This window comes from Kluyvera chengduensis (genome assembly GCF_044197065.1).
GTDB lineage: Bacteria > Pseudomonadota > Gammaproteobacteria > Enterobacterales > Enterobacteriaceae > Kluyvera > Kluyvera ascorbata_C.
Genome location: NZ_JBIQOI010000001.1, coordinates 25,914 through 40,277, shown reverse-complemented (window position 1 = coordinate 40,277; position 14,364 = coordinate 25,914). Strand labels below are relative to the sequence as shown.

Sequence of the window (14,364 nt, the reverse complement as noted above, 5' to 3'; positions counted from 1 at the left end):
TCGCGTAACCGGTTGCTTACCGTATCATAAATCAGACGTATTTCGGGTGCTACTCTTTAAAGTCGTTCGCATCCAGTTCATGTCGGGAGAGCAATTTGTAGAACTCCGTGCGGTTTCGTCCGGCCATACGTGCCGCATGAGTGACGTTACCTTTGGTAATTTGCAGCAGCTTGCGCAGGTAGTTGAGTTCAAACTGATTGCGCGCTTCCACGAAGGTGGGCAGCGCGGTGTTCTCACCTTCCAACGCCTGTTCAACCAGCGCATCGCTGATAACCGGCGATGAAGTCAGTGCCACGCATTGCTCAATCACGTTGACCAACTGGCGCACGTTGCCAGGCCAGTTCGCGGCCATCAGACGCTTCATCGCATCGGTAGAAAAAGCGCGAACGAACGGCTTATGGCGATCCGCCGCCTGGCGCAGCAGGTAGTTTGCCAGCAGCGGAATATCTTCGGTGCGCTCGGCAAGGGTTGGGATCTTGAGATTCACCACGTTCAGGCGGTAGAAGAGATCTTCACGGAACTCACCGCGAGCCATCGCTTTCGGCAGATCCCGGTGGGTGGCGGAGACAATGCGCACGTTGATGTCGAGGTCACGGTTGCTGCCGAGCGGCCGCACCTTGCGCTCCTGTAGTACGCGCAGCAGTTTCACCTGCAGCGGCGCGGGCATATCGCCAATTTCATCAAGAAACAGCGTGCCGCCTTCCGCCGCCTGGAACAAGCCTTCCCGGTGGCTGACCGCACCGGTAAACGCGCCGCGCGCGTGGCCAAACAGTTCAGACTCCAGCAGTTGCTCCGGCAGCGCACCACAGTTGATGGCCACAAACGGCTTGGCGTGGCGTGGGCTGGCATTGTGAATGGCCTGCGCCAGAATCTCTTTACCGGTGCCGCTCTGGCCGTTAATCAGCACGCTGACGTCGGACTGCGCCACCATCTGCGCTTGTTCAAGCAGACGCAGCATCAGCGGACTGCGGGTGACGATCGCTTCCCGCCACCGCTCATCGTTTGCCGGTGACGTGCGCTCCAGCGCTTCGTCGATGGCTTTATAAAGCGCGTCTTTATCCACCGGTTTGGTGAGGAAGCTGAACACGCCCTGCTGGGTCGCCGAGACCGCTTCTGGAATTGAGCCGTGGGCAGTCAGGATAATGACCGGCATTCCCGGCTGTACTTTCTGAATTTCGCTGAACAGCTGCAGGCCGTCCATCTCGTCCATGCGCAGGTCGCTTATCACCAGGTCGATGCGCTCTTTCGCCAGCACTCGCAGCCCCTGCTGGCCGCTTTCTGCCGTAACAACCCGATAGCCTTCGCTGGTCAGACGCATCCCGAGGAGTTTCAGCAAGCCGGGGTCATCATCCACCAGCAGCAGGTGCGCGGGTTTACGGTTGGTCATGTTTATCCTCGTCAGCTGCCGCGCCGTGAGACATATCAGCGCCCGGTTTACGGGTGGAGAGTTGGCGTTCGATATCCGTCAGGTTTTGCAACTTGCGGGTGGTTAAATCCAGTTCGCCCTGTAGCTGCTGCTGTTGTAAGCGCAGCGCATCCAGTTGTCCGTCGCTGGTCTCCTGCAGCTTGCTGTATCGCTGACGTTCATCAGACAGCGACAGCTGTAACACCTGTCCATCGCGCCAGAGCTGATAAAGCGGGCGAATGCGAACCGGTATTTGCGGGCTGAGGGTATCAATCGCCGTGACCACCTGCCGACGCTCGGTCGGGGTAATTTTGGCGTTCGCCAGCAGGATGCCGCGCTTCAACGCGCCCTGCCAGGTATCCGTTGTCAGCGGGCTGGCTTCGGCGCGCGCGCGCGCTGCCGATAGACGGTTGGCGCAGTCTACGCTGCGCAGCCAGTAAAGGGGGTTGTTCTCTGCGGTGTCGCCGTCCAGCGACCAGATATCATCACAGTTGGTCGACAGATAATCCGCGACCTGCTGGCGCGGTTCGCCGCTTTCGGTACTATTGCCGAGGCTGTGTGGCGTCAGCGTACTATTACAGCCGGAAAGCATCAGGCAGGCGAGCCCAAATAACCCGCCGCACCACCGCCGTGGCAACCGACTTGTCCGTGCTAAAAATTGGGGCATAGTGACTCGATTTCGATTCATGTGATTGTTTTTTCAAGCCCAGGTACGGGAAGCTCAATACGAAAACAGACGTTGCCGTCCTGGGTGTCGAGAAGCTGAAGCTCTCCGTGCATTTTCCGAACGGAGTCACGCGCAAGGCTTAACCCCAGGCCGCTTCCCTTCACCGCACCTTTGCGCTGATGGCTGCCCTGATAGAAAGGCTCGAAAATCATTAATTTTTCGCCGTCCGGGATCGGCGTACCGGTATTGATAACGTCTATGGCTATCCGCGCACCATCCCGATGGCTACGAAGATAAATGTTACCGGATTCAGTGCCATAGTGCACCGCATTCGAGTAGAGATTATCCAACGCATTCATCAGAAGCGTCGGTTCAGCCAGGCAAGCTGGCGCCTGTAGGTCAACCTGCGTGTGCATCAGTTTAGCCCGTGCCGGGAGACTGTGCGCAGAAACCACCATCTCCACCAGCGGCGCCAGCGCCACGTACTCCATGCGTACGGTGGTTTCACTGAGTTTACGATTGTAGTCCAGCAGTTGTTCAATCAGGGTTTGTAGGTTGCGGCTGCTGCTGTCGAGAATATCCACCACCTCTTTTTGCTCCGCCGTCAGCGGGCCGACAACCTGGTCGGCTAACAGCTCGGTGCCCTCGCGCATGCTGGCCAGCGGCGTTTTCAGTTCGTGGGAGAGGTGACGCAGAAACTGGTGGCGCTGCGACTCCAGCCAGGAGAGCCGGTCGCTGAGCCAGATAATACGCTGCCCAACGGATCGCAATTCCCGCGGGCCTCGGAACATCACTTCACCGTCCAGCGATTGCCCTTCGCCCAGACGGTTAATCATGCTCTCAATGCCCTTCACCGGGCCGATAATCATACGGGTAAACAGCAGCACCATCGCCAGGCTTACAAGAAACAGCACCAGCGCCTGCCAGCCAAAGAACTGGCCGCGCTCGGCAATCGCTTGCTGTAACTGTTGTCCACGAGAGAAGACCACGGTGCGGGTCGCCTGCACCAGCTCGCCGTTAGCGCTGGAAAACGCTTCGAGCTTCATCACCGCCAGCTTTTCCGGGCCGCTGTTGGTGCACTGGAGGGTCGTCAGGTCATGAAGATTCTGCCGCAGACGCTGATACAGCGTGTCATCAGGCAGCACGCCCGCGTGCGCCTCCAGCATGTCGCTATAGCGCTTACGCTGGCTCTGGTACACCTTCGCCAGCGTCGGATCATCCAGCACGCAGTACTGGCGATAGCTACGCTCCATATCCAGTGCGACGTTCGCCATCGCTTCGCTGCGTCGGGCATCCATCAGCGTGGTGCGGTTGGTCTGTTCAGCCTGAGCGCTGAGCATGTTGAGGCTTTGCCATGCCTGCCAGGCAAGCACCAGCAGCGGCAGCAGAATCAGCAGGAAAGCCAGCGTCACCAGTTGGCGAAGCGATCGTGGGGAAAGCGAGAGGCGTTTCAAAAGAGAGGTCTCAGTCAATCAACGTAACGGAATGCTAACTGAGGTTATCGATGAGGGAAAGGCCAGAAATAACAAAGCCGGGCAGAAGCCCGGCTTTGTTATGGAATAAGGCGGTGCCTAACTCAACGTTTCGCCCGATGGTTGATAAAGCATCGCTATTATCAGTTGCTGGACGGCAGGCACCTTGTTGTGCGTCATTCGAAGTTTATGTAGCACGTCCCGAAGGGGCTGACATAAGAAGGTGAATGAGCCACTGGTTAATATTATGCACGATGCGTGCCACAATACAAAACAATAAATTAACATAATGATAAATATAGAAAATATACCAATTATCATATTGTTCGTTGCTGAACGGGTTTTGGGCTTTTTGTCGCTAATTAGCAACACCTAAAATCGATAATTAAAAATAACATATAAATCATCACGTTAAATGTCTCCATTTGGCGACACCGCAACCCTCTCTATGTCGGGGTTTCCCGACACTCTCGATAACAACGCCTTAATGTAGGCCTGATAAGCGCAGCGCCATCAGGCAAATCTGCGCATATTGCCGGATGGCGGCGTAAACGCCCTATTCGGCCTACCTATAAAAAAGCCCCTCACCAGGAGGGGCTTGATACGTTAAGCGTTAGTCTTAACCAAGCTGCTTACGCGCATTGCGGAAGATACGCATCCACGGGCTGTCCTCGCCCCAGTTTTCCGGGTGCCAGGAGTTGGAGACCGTACGGAACACGCGCTCCGGGTGCGGCATCATAATGGTGACGCGACCGCTTTCGTTGGTCACGGCGGTGATCCCGTTTGGCGAGCCGTTCGGGTTCGCCGGATAAGCTTCGGTGACTTTACCGAAGTTATCCACGAAGCGCAGCGCCACCAGCCCTTTGCTTTCAAGCTGAGCCAGATGCGCACCGTCGCGAACTTCTACATGGCCTTCACCGTGAGAAACGGCGATTGGCATGCGAGAACCTTCCATACCGGCGAGCAGCAGCGATGGGCTGCTGGCCACTTCCACTAGGCTGAAGCGCGCTTCAAAGCGGTCGGACTGGTTACGCACAAAGCGCGGCCACAGGTCGCTGCCTGGGATCAGCTCATGCAGGTTAGACATCATCTGGCAGCCGTTACACACGCCCAATGCCAGCGTCTGCGGACGGTGGAAGAAGGTCGCAAACTCGTCGCGTACGCGGTTGTTGAACAGGATGGATTTTGCCCAGCCTTCCCCCGCGCCCAGTACGTCACCGTAGGAGAAGCCACCGCAGGCCACCAGCGCCTGGAAGTCTGCCAGACCGGTACGCCCAGCAAGCAGGTCACTCATGTGTACGTCGATGGCATCAAAGCCCGCACGGTGGAAAGCAGCCGCCATCTCAACGTGAGAGTTCACGCCCTGCTCGCGCAGTACCGCCACTTTCGGACGCGCACCGGTGGAGATGTAAGGTGCTGCGACATCAGCCGCGATATCGAAGGTGAGCTTCACGTTGAGGCCCGGGTCGTTATCATTGGCTTTCGCGTCGTGTTCCTGATCGGCACACTCTGGGTTATCACGCAGACGCTGCATCTGCCAGGTGGTTTCTGCCCACCACATACGCAGCGTAGTGCGGCTTTCGCTGAATACCGACTGACCGTTGGCGGTCAGGGTGAAGCGGTCGCCTTCCACGGCTTTACCGAGGAAGTGTACGCAGTCTGCCAGGCCGTTGGCCGCCAGAATCGCCTCTACCGCTTCGCGGTCAGCGGCACGCACCTGAATCACCGCGCCCAGCTCTTCGTTGAACAGCGCCGCCAGACGATCGTCGCCGAGGGTTGCCACGTCGGCTTCCACGCCGCAGTGACCGGCAAAGGCCATCTCCGCCAGCGTCACCAGCAGGCCGCCGTCGGAACGGTCGTGGTAGGCCAGCAGCTTACGCTGTGCGACCAGCGCCTGAATCGCCTCGTAGAAGCCTTTCAGCTGCGCGACATCGCGCACGTCGGCTGGCTTGTCGCCCAGCTGGCGGTAAACCTGCGCCAGCGCGGTCGCACCCAGCGCATTATGACCTTTACCGAGGTCAATCAGCAGCAGGGCGTTGTCTTCAGTGACCAGCTGCGGCGTGATGGTGTGACGCACATCTTCAACGCGAGCAAAGGCGGAAATCACCAGCGACAGCGGCGAGGTCATTTCGCGCTGCTCGTTGCCTTCCTGCCAGCGGGTTTTCATCGACATGGAGTCTTTGCCCACCGGAATGGTCAGGCCCAACTGCGGACACATCTCTTCGCCAATCGCCTTCACCGCTTCGTACAGACCAGCGTCTTCGCCTGGGTGACCTGCGGCTGACATCCAGTTTGCCGAGAGCTTAATGTGTTTGATGTTGCCAATCTGGGTCGCAGCGATGTTAGTCAGCGCTTCACCTACCGCCAGACGGGCGGAAGCGGCAAAGTCCAGCAGCGCAACCGGCGCACGTTCGCCGATAGACATCGCTTCGCCGTAGTAGCTGTCGAGGCTGGCGGTGGTCACCGCGCAGTTCGCTACCGGGATCTGCCACGGACCAACCATCTGGTCGCGCGCGACCATACCGGTGACGGTACGGTCGCCGATGGTCACGAGGAAGGTTTTCTCCGCGACGGTTGGCAGGTGCAGTACGCGGTTCACCGCATCGGCAATCGTAATCTGTTCACGGGCAAGCGCTTCGCCCTTCGCTTTCAGCGTCTGCACGTCGCGGGTCATCTTCGGCGTTTTGCCGAGCAGCACATCAAGCGGCATGTCGATTGGCTGATTGTCGAAGTGGCTGTCGCTGAGCGTCAGGTGCTTCTCTTCGGTAGCTTCACCGATGACCGCGTACGGCGCGCGTTCACGCTTACACAGTTCATCGAACAGCGGAAGCTGGTCAGCGGCCACCGCCAGCACGTAGCGTTCCTGGGATTCGTTACACCAGATTTCCAGCGGGCTCATCCCCGGTTCATCGCTCAGGATGTCGCGCAGCTGGAATTTACCGCCGCGTCCGCCGTCGCTCACCAGCTCCGGCATGGCGTTAGACAGGCCGCCTGCGCCCACGTCGTGGATAAACAGAATCGGGTTGGCATCGCCCAATTGCCAGCAGCGGTCGATAACTTCCTGGCAGCGGCGTTCCATTTCCGGGTTGTCGCGCTGTACGGAAGCGAAGTCGAGGTCAGCGTCAGACTGGCCGGAAGCCATTGAAGAGGCTGCACCGCCGCCCAGGCCGATATTCATCGCCGGGCCACCGAGCACGATCAGCTTCGCGCCCACCACGATCTCGCCTTTCTGTACGTGATCGGCGCGGATGTTGCCGATCCCGCCCGCCAGCATGATTGGTTTGTGATAGCCGCGCAGCTCTTCGCCGTTGTGGCTGTTCACTTTTTCTTCGTAGGTACGGAAGTAGCCGGTCAGCGCCGGGCGACCGAATTCGTTGTTGAACGCCGCGCCGCCCAGTGGGCCGTCGGTCATGATGTCCAGCGCGGTAACGATACGATCCGGCTTGCCGAAGTCTTCTTCCCACGGCTGTTCAAAGCCAGGAATACGCAGGTTGGAAACGGAGAAGCCCACCAGCCCCGCTTTTGGCTTGGCACCGCGACCGGTTGCGCCTTCATCGCGGATTTCCCCGCCGGAGCCGGTTGCCGCGCCCGGCCATGGAGAGATAGCCGTCGGGTGGTTATGGGTTTCGACCTTCATCAGGATATGCGCAGGTTCCTGATGGAAATCGTAGCGGCCGGTTTTGTGGTCGGCAAAGTAACGGCCGACTTCAGAGCCTTCCATCACCGCGGCGTTGTCTTTATAAGCAGACAGCACGTGATCCGGCGTGGTTTCAAAGGTGTTTTTGATCATCTTAAACAGCGACTTCGGCTGCTGTTTACCGTCGATAATCCAATCGGCGTTAAAAATCTTGTGACGACAGTGCTCGGAGTTCGCCTGGGCGAACATGTAGAGCTCGATGTCGTTCGGGTTGCGACCCAGTTTGGTAAACGCATCCTGCAGGTAGTCAATCTCATCGTCCGCCAGCGCCAGACCCAGACGAATGTTGGCATCAATCAGCGCCTGACGCCCCTGCCCCAGCAGATCCACGCTAGCAACCGGTGCCGGCTGATGGTGGGCAAACAGTTTTTCAGCGTCCTGCAGCGAGTCAAATACGCTCTCCATCATGCGGTCGTGCAGTTCAGCCGCCACCACGCTCACCTGCTCAGCGGTCAGGCTGGCAGCGTCAATGTAGTACGCCACGCCGCGCTCCAGGCGCAGAACCTGCGCTAAACCGCAGTTGTGGGCGATATCGGTAGCTTTTGAAGACCAGGGGGAGATGGTGCCAGGGCGAGGGGTGACGAGCAGCAGTTTACCGGTTGGGTTATGGCTATTAAGGCTTGGGCCATACTGCAACAGTCGCTCAAGTCGGGCTCGCTCTTCTTGATTAAGCGGCGCGTCCAGGTCAGCAAAATGGACATACTCGGCGTAAATATTGCTTACCGGGAGGTTGGCTGCCTGAAACCGCGTCAGCAGTTTGTTAATACGAAATGCAGACAGTGCAGGCGAACCACGCAGAATTTCCATCATAAGTCTCTCGTCTTCTCAGCTTTCAGTGTGCGCAATGGGGGAGAACGGGCGCTATTATAGAGAATCCTGCGCCCATACGAAACCGTTTGCGTCGAAATAAACGCATCTCTTTTCTTTATCAATAGATGTGACGTATCTCTCGAATAAGTTGCCAACTGGCGCAATGTTAAGCAAAATGCCGCTCATTCTGTCATAACGCATTAAATTATCTGGTTTCTCCTCTGGCAACGCAGTGAATTAACTATTTGAAAAAGTTAAAGATTAATTACCTGCTCATTGGCCTTGTTACGCTGCTGCTCGCGGCGGCGCTTTGGCCCTCAATTCCCTGGTTTGGCAAACCAGAGAATCGTATCGCCGCGATCAAAGAGCGGGGGGAGCTGCGCGTCAGTACCATACAGTCCCCGCTGACCTACACCACCGTCAATGATAAAGACTACGGGCTCGATTATGAGCTCGCCCAACAGTTCGCCGATTACCTGGGCGTGAAGCTGAAAGTCACGGTTCGGCATAACATCAGCCAGCTGTTTGATGATTTAGACCATGGGGATGCCGATATGCTGGCTGCCGGTCTGGTCTATAACAGCGAGCGCATCAAAAGTTATCAGGCGGGACCGACGTACTATTCGGTTTCACAGCAGTTGGTTTACCGCGTTGGCAGCACGCGTCCAAGAAACCTCAGCAATGTCACGGCCGACCAACTGACCATTGCCCCGGGTCAGGTAGTTATCAGCGATCTGCAAAATCTGCAGGCGCAGAAATATCCGGACCTATCCTGGACCGTTGACGTAAAACGCAGTTCAGCCGACCTGATGCAGGCGGTTATCGACGGTAAGCTCGACTACACCATCGCCGACTCGGTGGCTATCGGCCTGTTCCAGCGCGTTCATCCGGAGCTTGCGGTGGCTCTTGACGTCACCGACGAGCAACCGGTCACCTGGTTTAGCCTGCAGGATGACGACAATACGCTCTCTGCGGCCATGCTCGACTTCTTCAATAATATTAATGAAGACGGCACCCTTGCCCGCCTGGAAGAGAAGTACCTCGGCCACGGCGACGATTTCGACTATGTCGATACCCGCTCGTTCCTGCGCGCGGTCGATAGCGTACTGCCAGACCTGCAGCCGCTATTTGAAAAGTACGCGAGCGAAATCGACTGGAAACTGCTCGCCGCCATCTCTTATCAGGAATCGCATTGGGACCCGCTTGCCACCTCACCTACCGGCGTGCGCGGCCTGATGATGCTGACCAAAAATACCGCGCAGAGTCTGGGATTGAGCGACCGTACCGATGCCGAGCAGAGCATCAGCGGCGGGATGCGCTATCTACAGGATATGATGAGCAAAGTGCCGGACAGCGTACCGCAGGATGAAAAAATCTGGTTTGCACTGGCGGCTTATAATATGGGCTACGCGCATATGCTCGATGCCCGCGCGCTGACAGCGAAGCAGAAAGGCAATCCGGATAGCTGGGCCGACGTCAAACAGCGGCTGCCGCTGCTCAGCCAGAAACCCTGGTACAGCAAACTCACCTACGGCTACGCCCGCGGGCACGAGGCCTATGCTTACGTGGAAAACATCCGTAAGTACCAGATTAGCCTGGTGGGCTATTTGCAGGAAAAAGAGAAGAAAGCGACGGAGGAGATGGCGATAGCGGAAGCCTATCCGGCGGTATCGCCACATGAGTTACAGCACAGTGAAAACGACACAGGTATTTTTTCGTTCCTGCGTCGCGGTGACCGCGATAACAACGAATCACCGCTGCTGCGCTTCACCTCGAAAAACTAGCTACCCTTTTGCGCCTGTCTGAGCGCCTTTTGCTGCTGACGACGATAACGGAAGAAGTCGCTGAGCATCGTGGAACATTCCTCAGCCAGCACCCCTTCGGTTATCTCTACCCGGTGGTTCATTCCTGGATGATGCAGCACGTCGATTAACGACCCTGCCGCGCCGGTTTTGGCGTCACGCGCGCCGAAGACCAGATTACCGATACGCCCATGCACCATCGCACCGGCGCACATCACGCAAGGTTCCAGCGTCACATACAGCGTGGTATCAATCAGACGGTAGTTTTGCAGCACCAGTCCGCCCTGGCGCAGCGCCATGATTTCCGCATGCGCTGTAGGATCATGATGGCCAATCGGGCGGTTCCACCCTTCGCCTATCACCTGATTGTTATGCACCAGCACAGCCCCTACCGGTACTTCCCCCTCGTCCCAGGCTCGTTGGGCAAGCACAAGCGCATGGCGCATCCAGTATTCATGATTCAGTTCAATGTCGGACAACGTGGGGACTCCAGATGATAAAACGCGGCGCATTATACACAAATTCCGTCAAAGCGCAGCGCTGACTATTCCAGCTGCTCCAGCTCACCGTGGGAAGTGACTCGCCAGCGATGCTCACAGAAAAAGAGTAGCGGGTTATCCTGCTTGCTGTCGCTGTAGCCGCTGTATAACCGCAGCGGTGTGCCGAGACGCTGTTCAAGCTGCACCACTTTTTCACGCCCCAGACAGCGTACCGATAGCACTCGGCCGCCGAAGGCCCGACGCATCTGGCTGCCAATCAGGTTCACCTGCGACATCCAGCGCGCATCCGCATAAGCCTGTTCCACCAGCGATTGCGGTGAACCGGTGACAAGCCAGACGTCGACATCCTGATGCTGGAGATAGTTATCCAACCGCTGCTGAACCACAGGAAACGAAGTGACGGCAGCGCGAAACCTGACGATAAAGCTGGCCTCCAGCGCCTTCAGCGTTGTCTCACGACGGCCGAAGGTACATCCCCATAGCAATACGCTCACCGGCCAACGTGCCGAGCGGCCTTTCACCAGCATTGCCGCGCCAATAATCGGCAATAAGGGGAGCACCAGCAGCGTATTAAGCGGTAATCGGCGCAACAGATAGCGTAAAAAGGCACCGAACAGATCCTGCTGGTGCAGCGTGCCATCAAGGTCAAAAAACACCACGCGGCGAACGTGATTAATCAAATGCAACTCCTGTCAGTTCCTGGCGTTCCAGATTACAGACTACCAGAGAACCCTTTGACTTTCGTCACCGGGCACGCCTGATAGAAATAGCGACGTTTTTACAAACACATAGCACATTTAATTCGATATATTCCGTTATAATAGAATACAAAATTCTTGCAAACGAGCAGAATGGTGGCCTGGCACGTCGTGCTCATTGTGCCCGTGAGGTTATTATGAATTGTTTACTCAGTATCCGTCAGCGTTATCCCCAGCTGGCGCAAAGCGACAGAAAGCTCGCCGATTTTATTCTGGCGCAGCCTGATTTAGCGCGGCATTTAAGCTCGCAGCAGCTCGCCAGCCAGTCTGGCGTTAGCCAGTCTAGTGTGGTGAAGTTCGCCCAGAAGCTAGGCTTTAAAGGCTTTCCCGCGCTGAAACTCGCACTGAGTGAAGCGCTCGCCAGCAACGCGAATCCGCATTCCGTACCGGTTCATAACCAGATCTGCGGCGATGACCCGCTGCGTCTTGTCGGTGAGAAGCTAATTAAAGACAACGTGGCGGCGATGCACGCTTCGCTTGACGTCAACACCGAAGACAAGCTGATGGAGACGGTCAACCTGCTGCGCAACGCGCGCCGCATTGTGCTGACGGGGATTGGTGCCTCTGGCCTGGTAGCGCGTAACTTTAGCTGGAAGCTGATGAAAATCGGTCTGAACGTCGTTTCCGAGCAGGATATGCACGCCCTGTTGGCGACCGTTCAGGCGATGACTCAGGATGATTTGCTGCTGGCTATCTCTTACTCCGGCGCGCGTCGTGAAATTAATCTCGCCGCCGATGAGATGCTGCGTGTCGGTGGCAAGGTGGTGGCTATTACCGGCTTTTCACCCAACGCCCTTCAGCAGCGTGCGACGCACTGTCTGTATACCATTGCCGAAGAGCAGGCCACCCGCAGCGCGGCTATCTCTTCGACTAGCGCGCAGATGATGTTGACCGACCTACTATTTATGGGGCTGGTACAGCAGGACCTGGAAAACGCGCCGGAGCGTATTCGCCACAGCGAGGCGCTGGTGAAAAAGCTGGTTTGATCGCCGGTGCTATTACCACAGAAAAGGTATGGCCTGAGTGGAAAATGAGCGTATAATGCGCGCCCTGTTTATTTCGTTTCTGAGAATATCCTGATGGCGCTGTTAATCACCAAAAAATGTATCAACTGCGATATGTGCGAGCCGGAATGCCCGAACGAGGCGATTTCGATGGGTGATAGCATCTATGAGATCAACAGCGATCGCTGCACCGAGTGCATTGGCCATTACGATACGCCAACCTGTCAGAAGGTGTGCCCGATCCCGAATACCATTCTTAAGGATCCGGCACATTCAGAGAGCGAAGAGCAGCTGTGGGATAAATTCGTGCAGATGCATCACGCGGACAAGATCTAGCTTTCGATAATCACCGTGGCACAGGCGTAGTGGCGCTCATCGGCAAGCGTCACATGCATATGCGCCACGCCCATTCGCTCTGCCAGCAGCTTGGCCTCACCCCATAACCGCAGCTTCGGTTTACCCATTTCATCGTTGTAAACTTCAAACTGGTTAAACGCCAGGCCGTTACGAATACCGGTGCCCAGCGCTTTAGAGGCCGCTTCTTTGACCGCAAAGCGCTTCGCCAGAAAACGCACCGGCTGCTGGTGCGTCTCCCAGATGGCCCATTCGTTATCGCTGAGCACGCGACGAGCAAGGCGATCGCCGCTGCGGGCAATCACCCCTTCAATACGGGCGATTTCGACGATATCGGTTCCGAGCCCCAGAATCGCCATTACGCGCGCGCTTCCAGCATCAAGCGTTTCATCTCGGCAACCGCCTCTTTCAGGCCGGTCATCACTGCACGCCCAATAATGGCATGGCCGATATTCAGCTCATGCATTTCCGGCAGCGCGGCAACCGCTTTAACATTGTGGTAGGTGAGGCCGTGGCCGGCATTCACCTTCAGCCCCAGGCTGGCGGCATAGGTCGCGGCTTTCGCGATACGCTCAAGCTCTTTCGCCTGTTCAGCATCGGTGGTGGCATCCGCATAGCAGCCGGTATGGATTTCGATATACGGCGCGCCAACGTCGGCCGCGGCTTTAATCTGTGCGTTATCGGCATCAATAAACAGCGACACCAGAATACCAGCGCCGGCCAGGCGTTTGCAGGCATCGCGCATTTTATCGAGCTGACCGGCCACGTCCAGACCGCCTTCAGTGGTGACTTCCTGACGCTTTTCCGGCACCAGGCAGCAGAAATGCGGTTTGGTTTCACAGGCGATGGTCAGCATCTCTTCGGTGACCGCCATCTCCAGGTTCATGCGGGTGTCCAGCGTCTGACGCAGAATGCGCACGTCGCGGTCAGTGATGTGGCGACGATCTTCACGTAAATGCACGGTGATGCCATCCGCACCGGCCTGCTCGGCGATAAATGCCGCCTGAACCGGATCGGGATAGGCGGTGCCGCGCGCGTTACGCAGGGTGGCAATGTGGTCAATATTGACGCCTAACAGTAATTCAGCCATGACAATCCTCGTGTCTTTATTTTTAACGTTCATTTCCCCTCGCCCCGGCCCTCTGCCCAAAGAGCAAGGGGGAAAGCGGGATGAGTGCAATCAGGGTTTCTGCTTGGGGACAAACTGGCGAAAGAGCTCGCGGCTCTTAAGCGGTTTACCACCAAGATACGGCTTCAGTGCCATACGGGTAAAGCGTTTCGCGGCGCGCAGCGAGTCCACGTCAGGAAATTCACGGCTTTCCAGCGCTTTCAAATGGCGCCCGGTAAAGGTGTTGTTATCGATAACCACGCTCGCGATAAACCCTTTCTCTTCACGGTAGCGGTAGGTCATGGTGTCATCAACCTCATCGCCGCTACCGGCGCAGTGCAGAAAATCGACGCCGTAGCCCAGATGCCCCAGCAGCGCGAGCTCAAAGCGGCGCAGCGCGGGTTCTGGCGAGCCCGTTGCACCGGCCAGCGCCTGGATGCAGTACAGATAATCGAAGAAGAGTTCAGAGAAGCGGGTTTCGTGCTCCAGCACGCGGGAGAGCAACTCGTTGACGTACAGACCGCTATAAAGCGTGATGCCGCTTAAGGGAAGTGCGAGTGAGACCGCTTCCGCGCTACGCAGCGTTTTGACTTCGCCACGCCCGCCAAAGCGAACTAATAAGGGAGTAAAGGGCTGAAGCGCACCTTTGAGGTTGGAACGTTTGGAACGTGCGCCTTTAGCCACAAGGCGCACGCGACCCGACTCTTCCGTGAAGACGTCCAGTATTAAACTGGTTTCGCTCCAGGGACGACTATGCAGGACGAAAGCGCGCTGCCAGCCTTCCATC

The 14,364-nt window shown here is 57.0% G+C and carries 12 protein-coding genes; 3 read left to right on the top strand and 9 right to left on the bottom strand.

Annotated elements, in window-relative coordinates; all coding sequences use genetic code 11:
• Positions 1-49: 49 nt before the first annotated feature.
• From glrR to purL, 4 genes are all read right to left on the bottom strand, one after another.
• The gene (glrR, locus tag ACH1XZ_RS00185; RefSeq protein WP_035891328.1) at positions 50-1,387 is read right to left on the bottom strand and encodes a two-component system response regulator GlrR; all 1,338 of its coding nucleotides are present in this window, start codon (positions 1,385-1,387) and stop codon (positions 50-52) included.
• Positions 1,374-2,072, bottom strand: a complete 699-nt coding sequence (gene qseG / locus ACH1XZ_RS00180) for a two-component system QseEF-associated lipoprotein QseG (RefSeq protein ID WP_395593851.1) — start codon at positions 2,070-2,072, stop codon at positions 1,374-1,376. Before qseG ends, glrR begins: the two co-directional genes overlap by 14 nt.
• 17 nt (positions 2,073-2,089) lie before the next feature.
• Positions 2,090-3,526: a sensor histidine kinase gene (locus ACH1XZ_RS00175; RefSeq protein WP_395593850.1), complete on the bottom strand. Its 1,437-nt coding sequence runs from the start codon at positions 3,524-3,526 to the stop codon at positions 2,090-2,092.
• A gap of 637 nt (positions 3,527-4,163) precedes the next feature.
• Entirely contained in the window at positions 4,164-8,051 is a 3,888-nt protein-coding gene (gene purL / locus ACH1XZ_RS00170) for a phosphoribosylformylglycinamidine synthase (protein ID WP_395593849.1), read from the bottom strand.
• A 245-nt stretch (positions 8,052-8,296) separates the two neighbouring features.
• On the opposite strand from purL, the gene mltF reads away from it, so the two are divergent.
• Entirely contained in the window at positions 8,297-9,835 is a 1,539-nt protein-coding gene (gene mltF / locus ACH1XZ_RS00165) for a membrane-bound lytic murein transglycosylase MltF (protein WP_395593848.1), read from the top strand.
• On the opposite strand, the gene tadA is transcribed toward mltF, so the two are convergent.
• The gene (gene tadA, locus ACH1XZ_RS00160; protein ID WP_395593847.1) at positions 9,832-10,365 is read right to left on the bottom strand and encodes a tRNA adenosine(34) deaminase TadA; all 534 of its coding nucleotides are present in this window, start codon (positions 10,363-10,365) and stop codon (positions 9,832-9,834) included. The genes mltF and tadA overlap by 4 nt on opposite strands.
• 32 nt (positions 10,366-10,397) lie before the next feature.
• Positions 10,398-11,033: a phosphatidylglycerophosphatase C gene (yfhb, locus tag ACH1XZ_RS00155; protein ID WP_395593846.1), complete on the bottom strand. Its 636-nt coding sequence runs from the start codon at positions 11,031-11,033 to the stop codon at positions 10,398-10,400.
• A 215-nt stretch (positions 11,034-11,248) separates the two neighbouring features.
• Here yfhb and ACH1XZ_RS00150 point away from each other — a divergent pair, with 215 nt between their 5' ends.
• Together ACH1XZ_RS00150 and ACH1XZ_RS00145 are read left to right on the top strand one after the other, a co-directional pair.
• The gene (locus ACH1XZ_RS00150) at positions 11,249-12,097 is read left to right on the top strand and encodes a MurR/RpiR family transcriptional regulator (protein ID WP_395593845.1); all 849 of its coding nucleotides are present in this window, start codon (positions 11,249-11,251) and stop codon (positions 12,095-12,097) included.
• A gap of 93 nt (positions 12,098-12,190) precedes the next feature.
• A complete protein-coding gene (locus ACH1XZ_RS00145) occupies positions 12,191-12,451 on the top strand; it encodes a YfhL family 4Fe-4S dicluster ferredoxin (protein ID WP_220438321.1) in 261 nt (86 codons plus the stop codon).
• Here ACH1XZ_RS00145 and acpS read toward each other — a convergent pair.
• From acpS to recO, 3 genes are all read right to left on the bottom strand, one after another.
• Positions 12,448-12,828 carry a holo-ACP synthase gene (acpS, locus tag ACH1XZ_RS00140; RefSeq protein ID WP_035891303.1) on the bottom strand — a complete coding sequence of 127 codons (381 nt, stop codon included), beginning with the start codon at positions 12,826-12,828 and terminating at the stop codon, positions 12,448-12,450. The two genes, ACH1XZ_RS00145 and acpS, sit on opposite strands and share 4 nt — an antisense overlap.
• Complete coding sequence (gene pdxJ, locus ACH1XZ_RS00135) at positions 12,828-13,559, bottom strand: pyridoxine 5'-phosphate synthase (protein WP_395593844.1); 732 nt, start codon at positions 13,557-13,559, stop codon at positions 12,828-12,830. The genes acpS and pdxJ overlap by 1 nt, the downstream gene beginning before the upstream one ends.
• A gap of 90 nt (positions 13,560-13,649) precedes the next feature.
• Positions 13,650-14,363 carry a DNA repair protein RecO gene (gene recO / locus ACH1XZ_RS00130; protein ID WP_395593843.1) on the bottom strand — a complete coding sequence of 238 codons (714 nt, stop codon included), beginning with the start codon at positions 14,361-14,363 and terminating at the stop codon, positions 13,650-13,652.
• Position 14,364 lies beyond the last annotated feature (1 nt).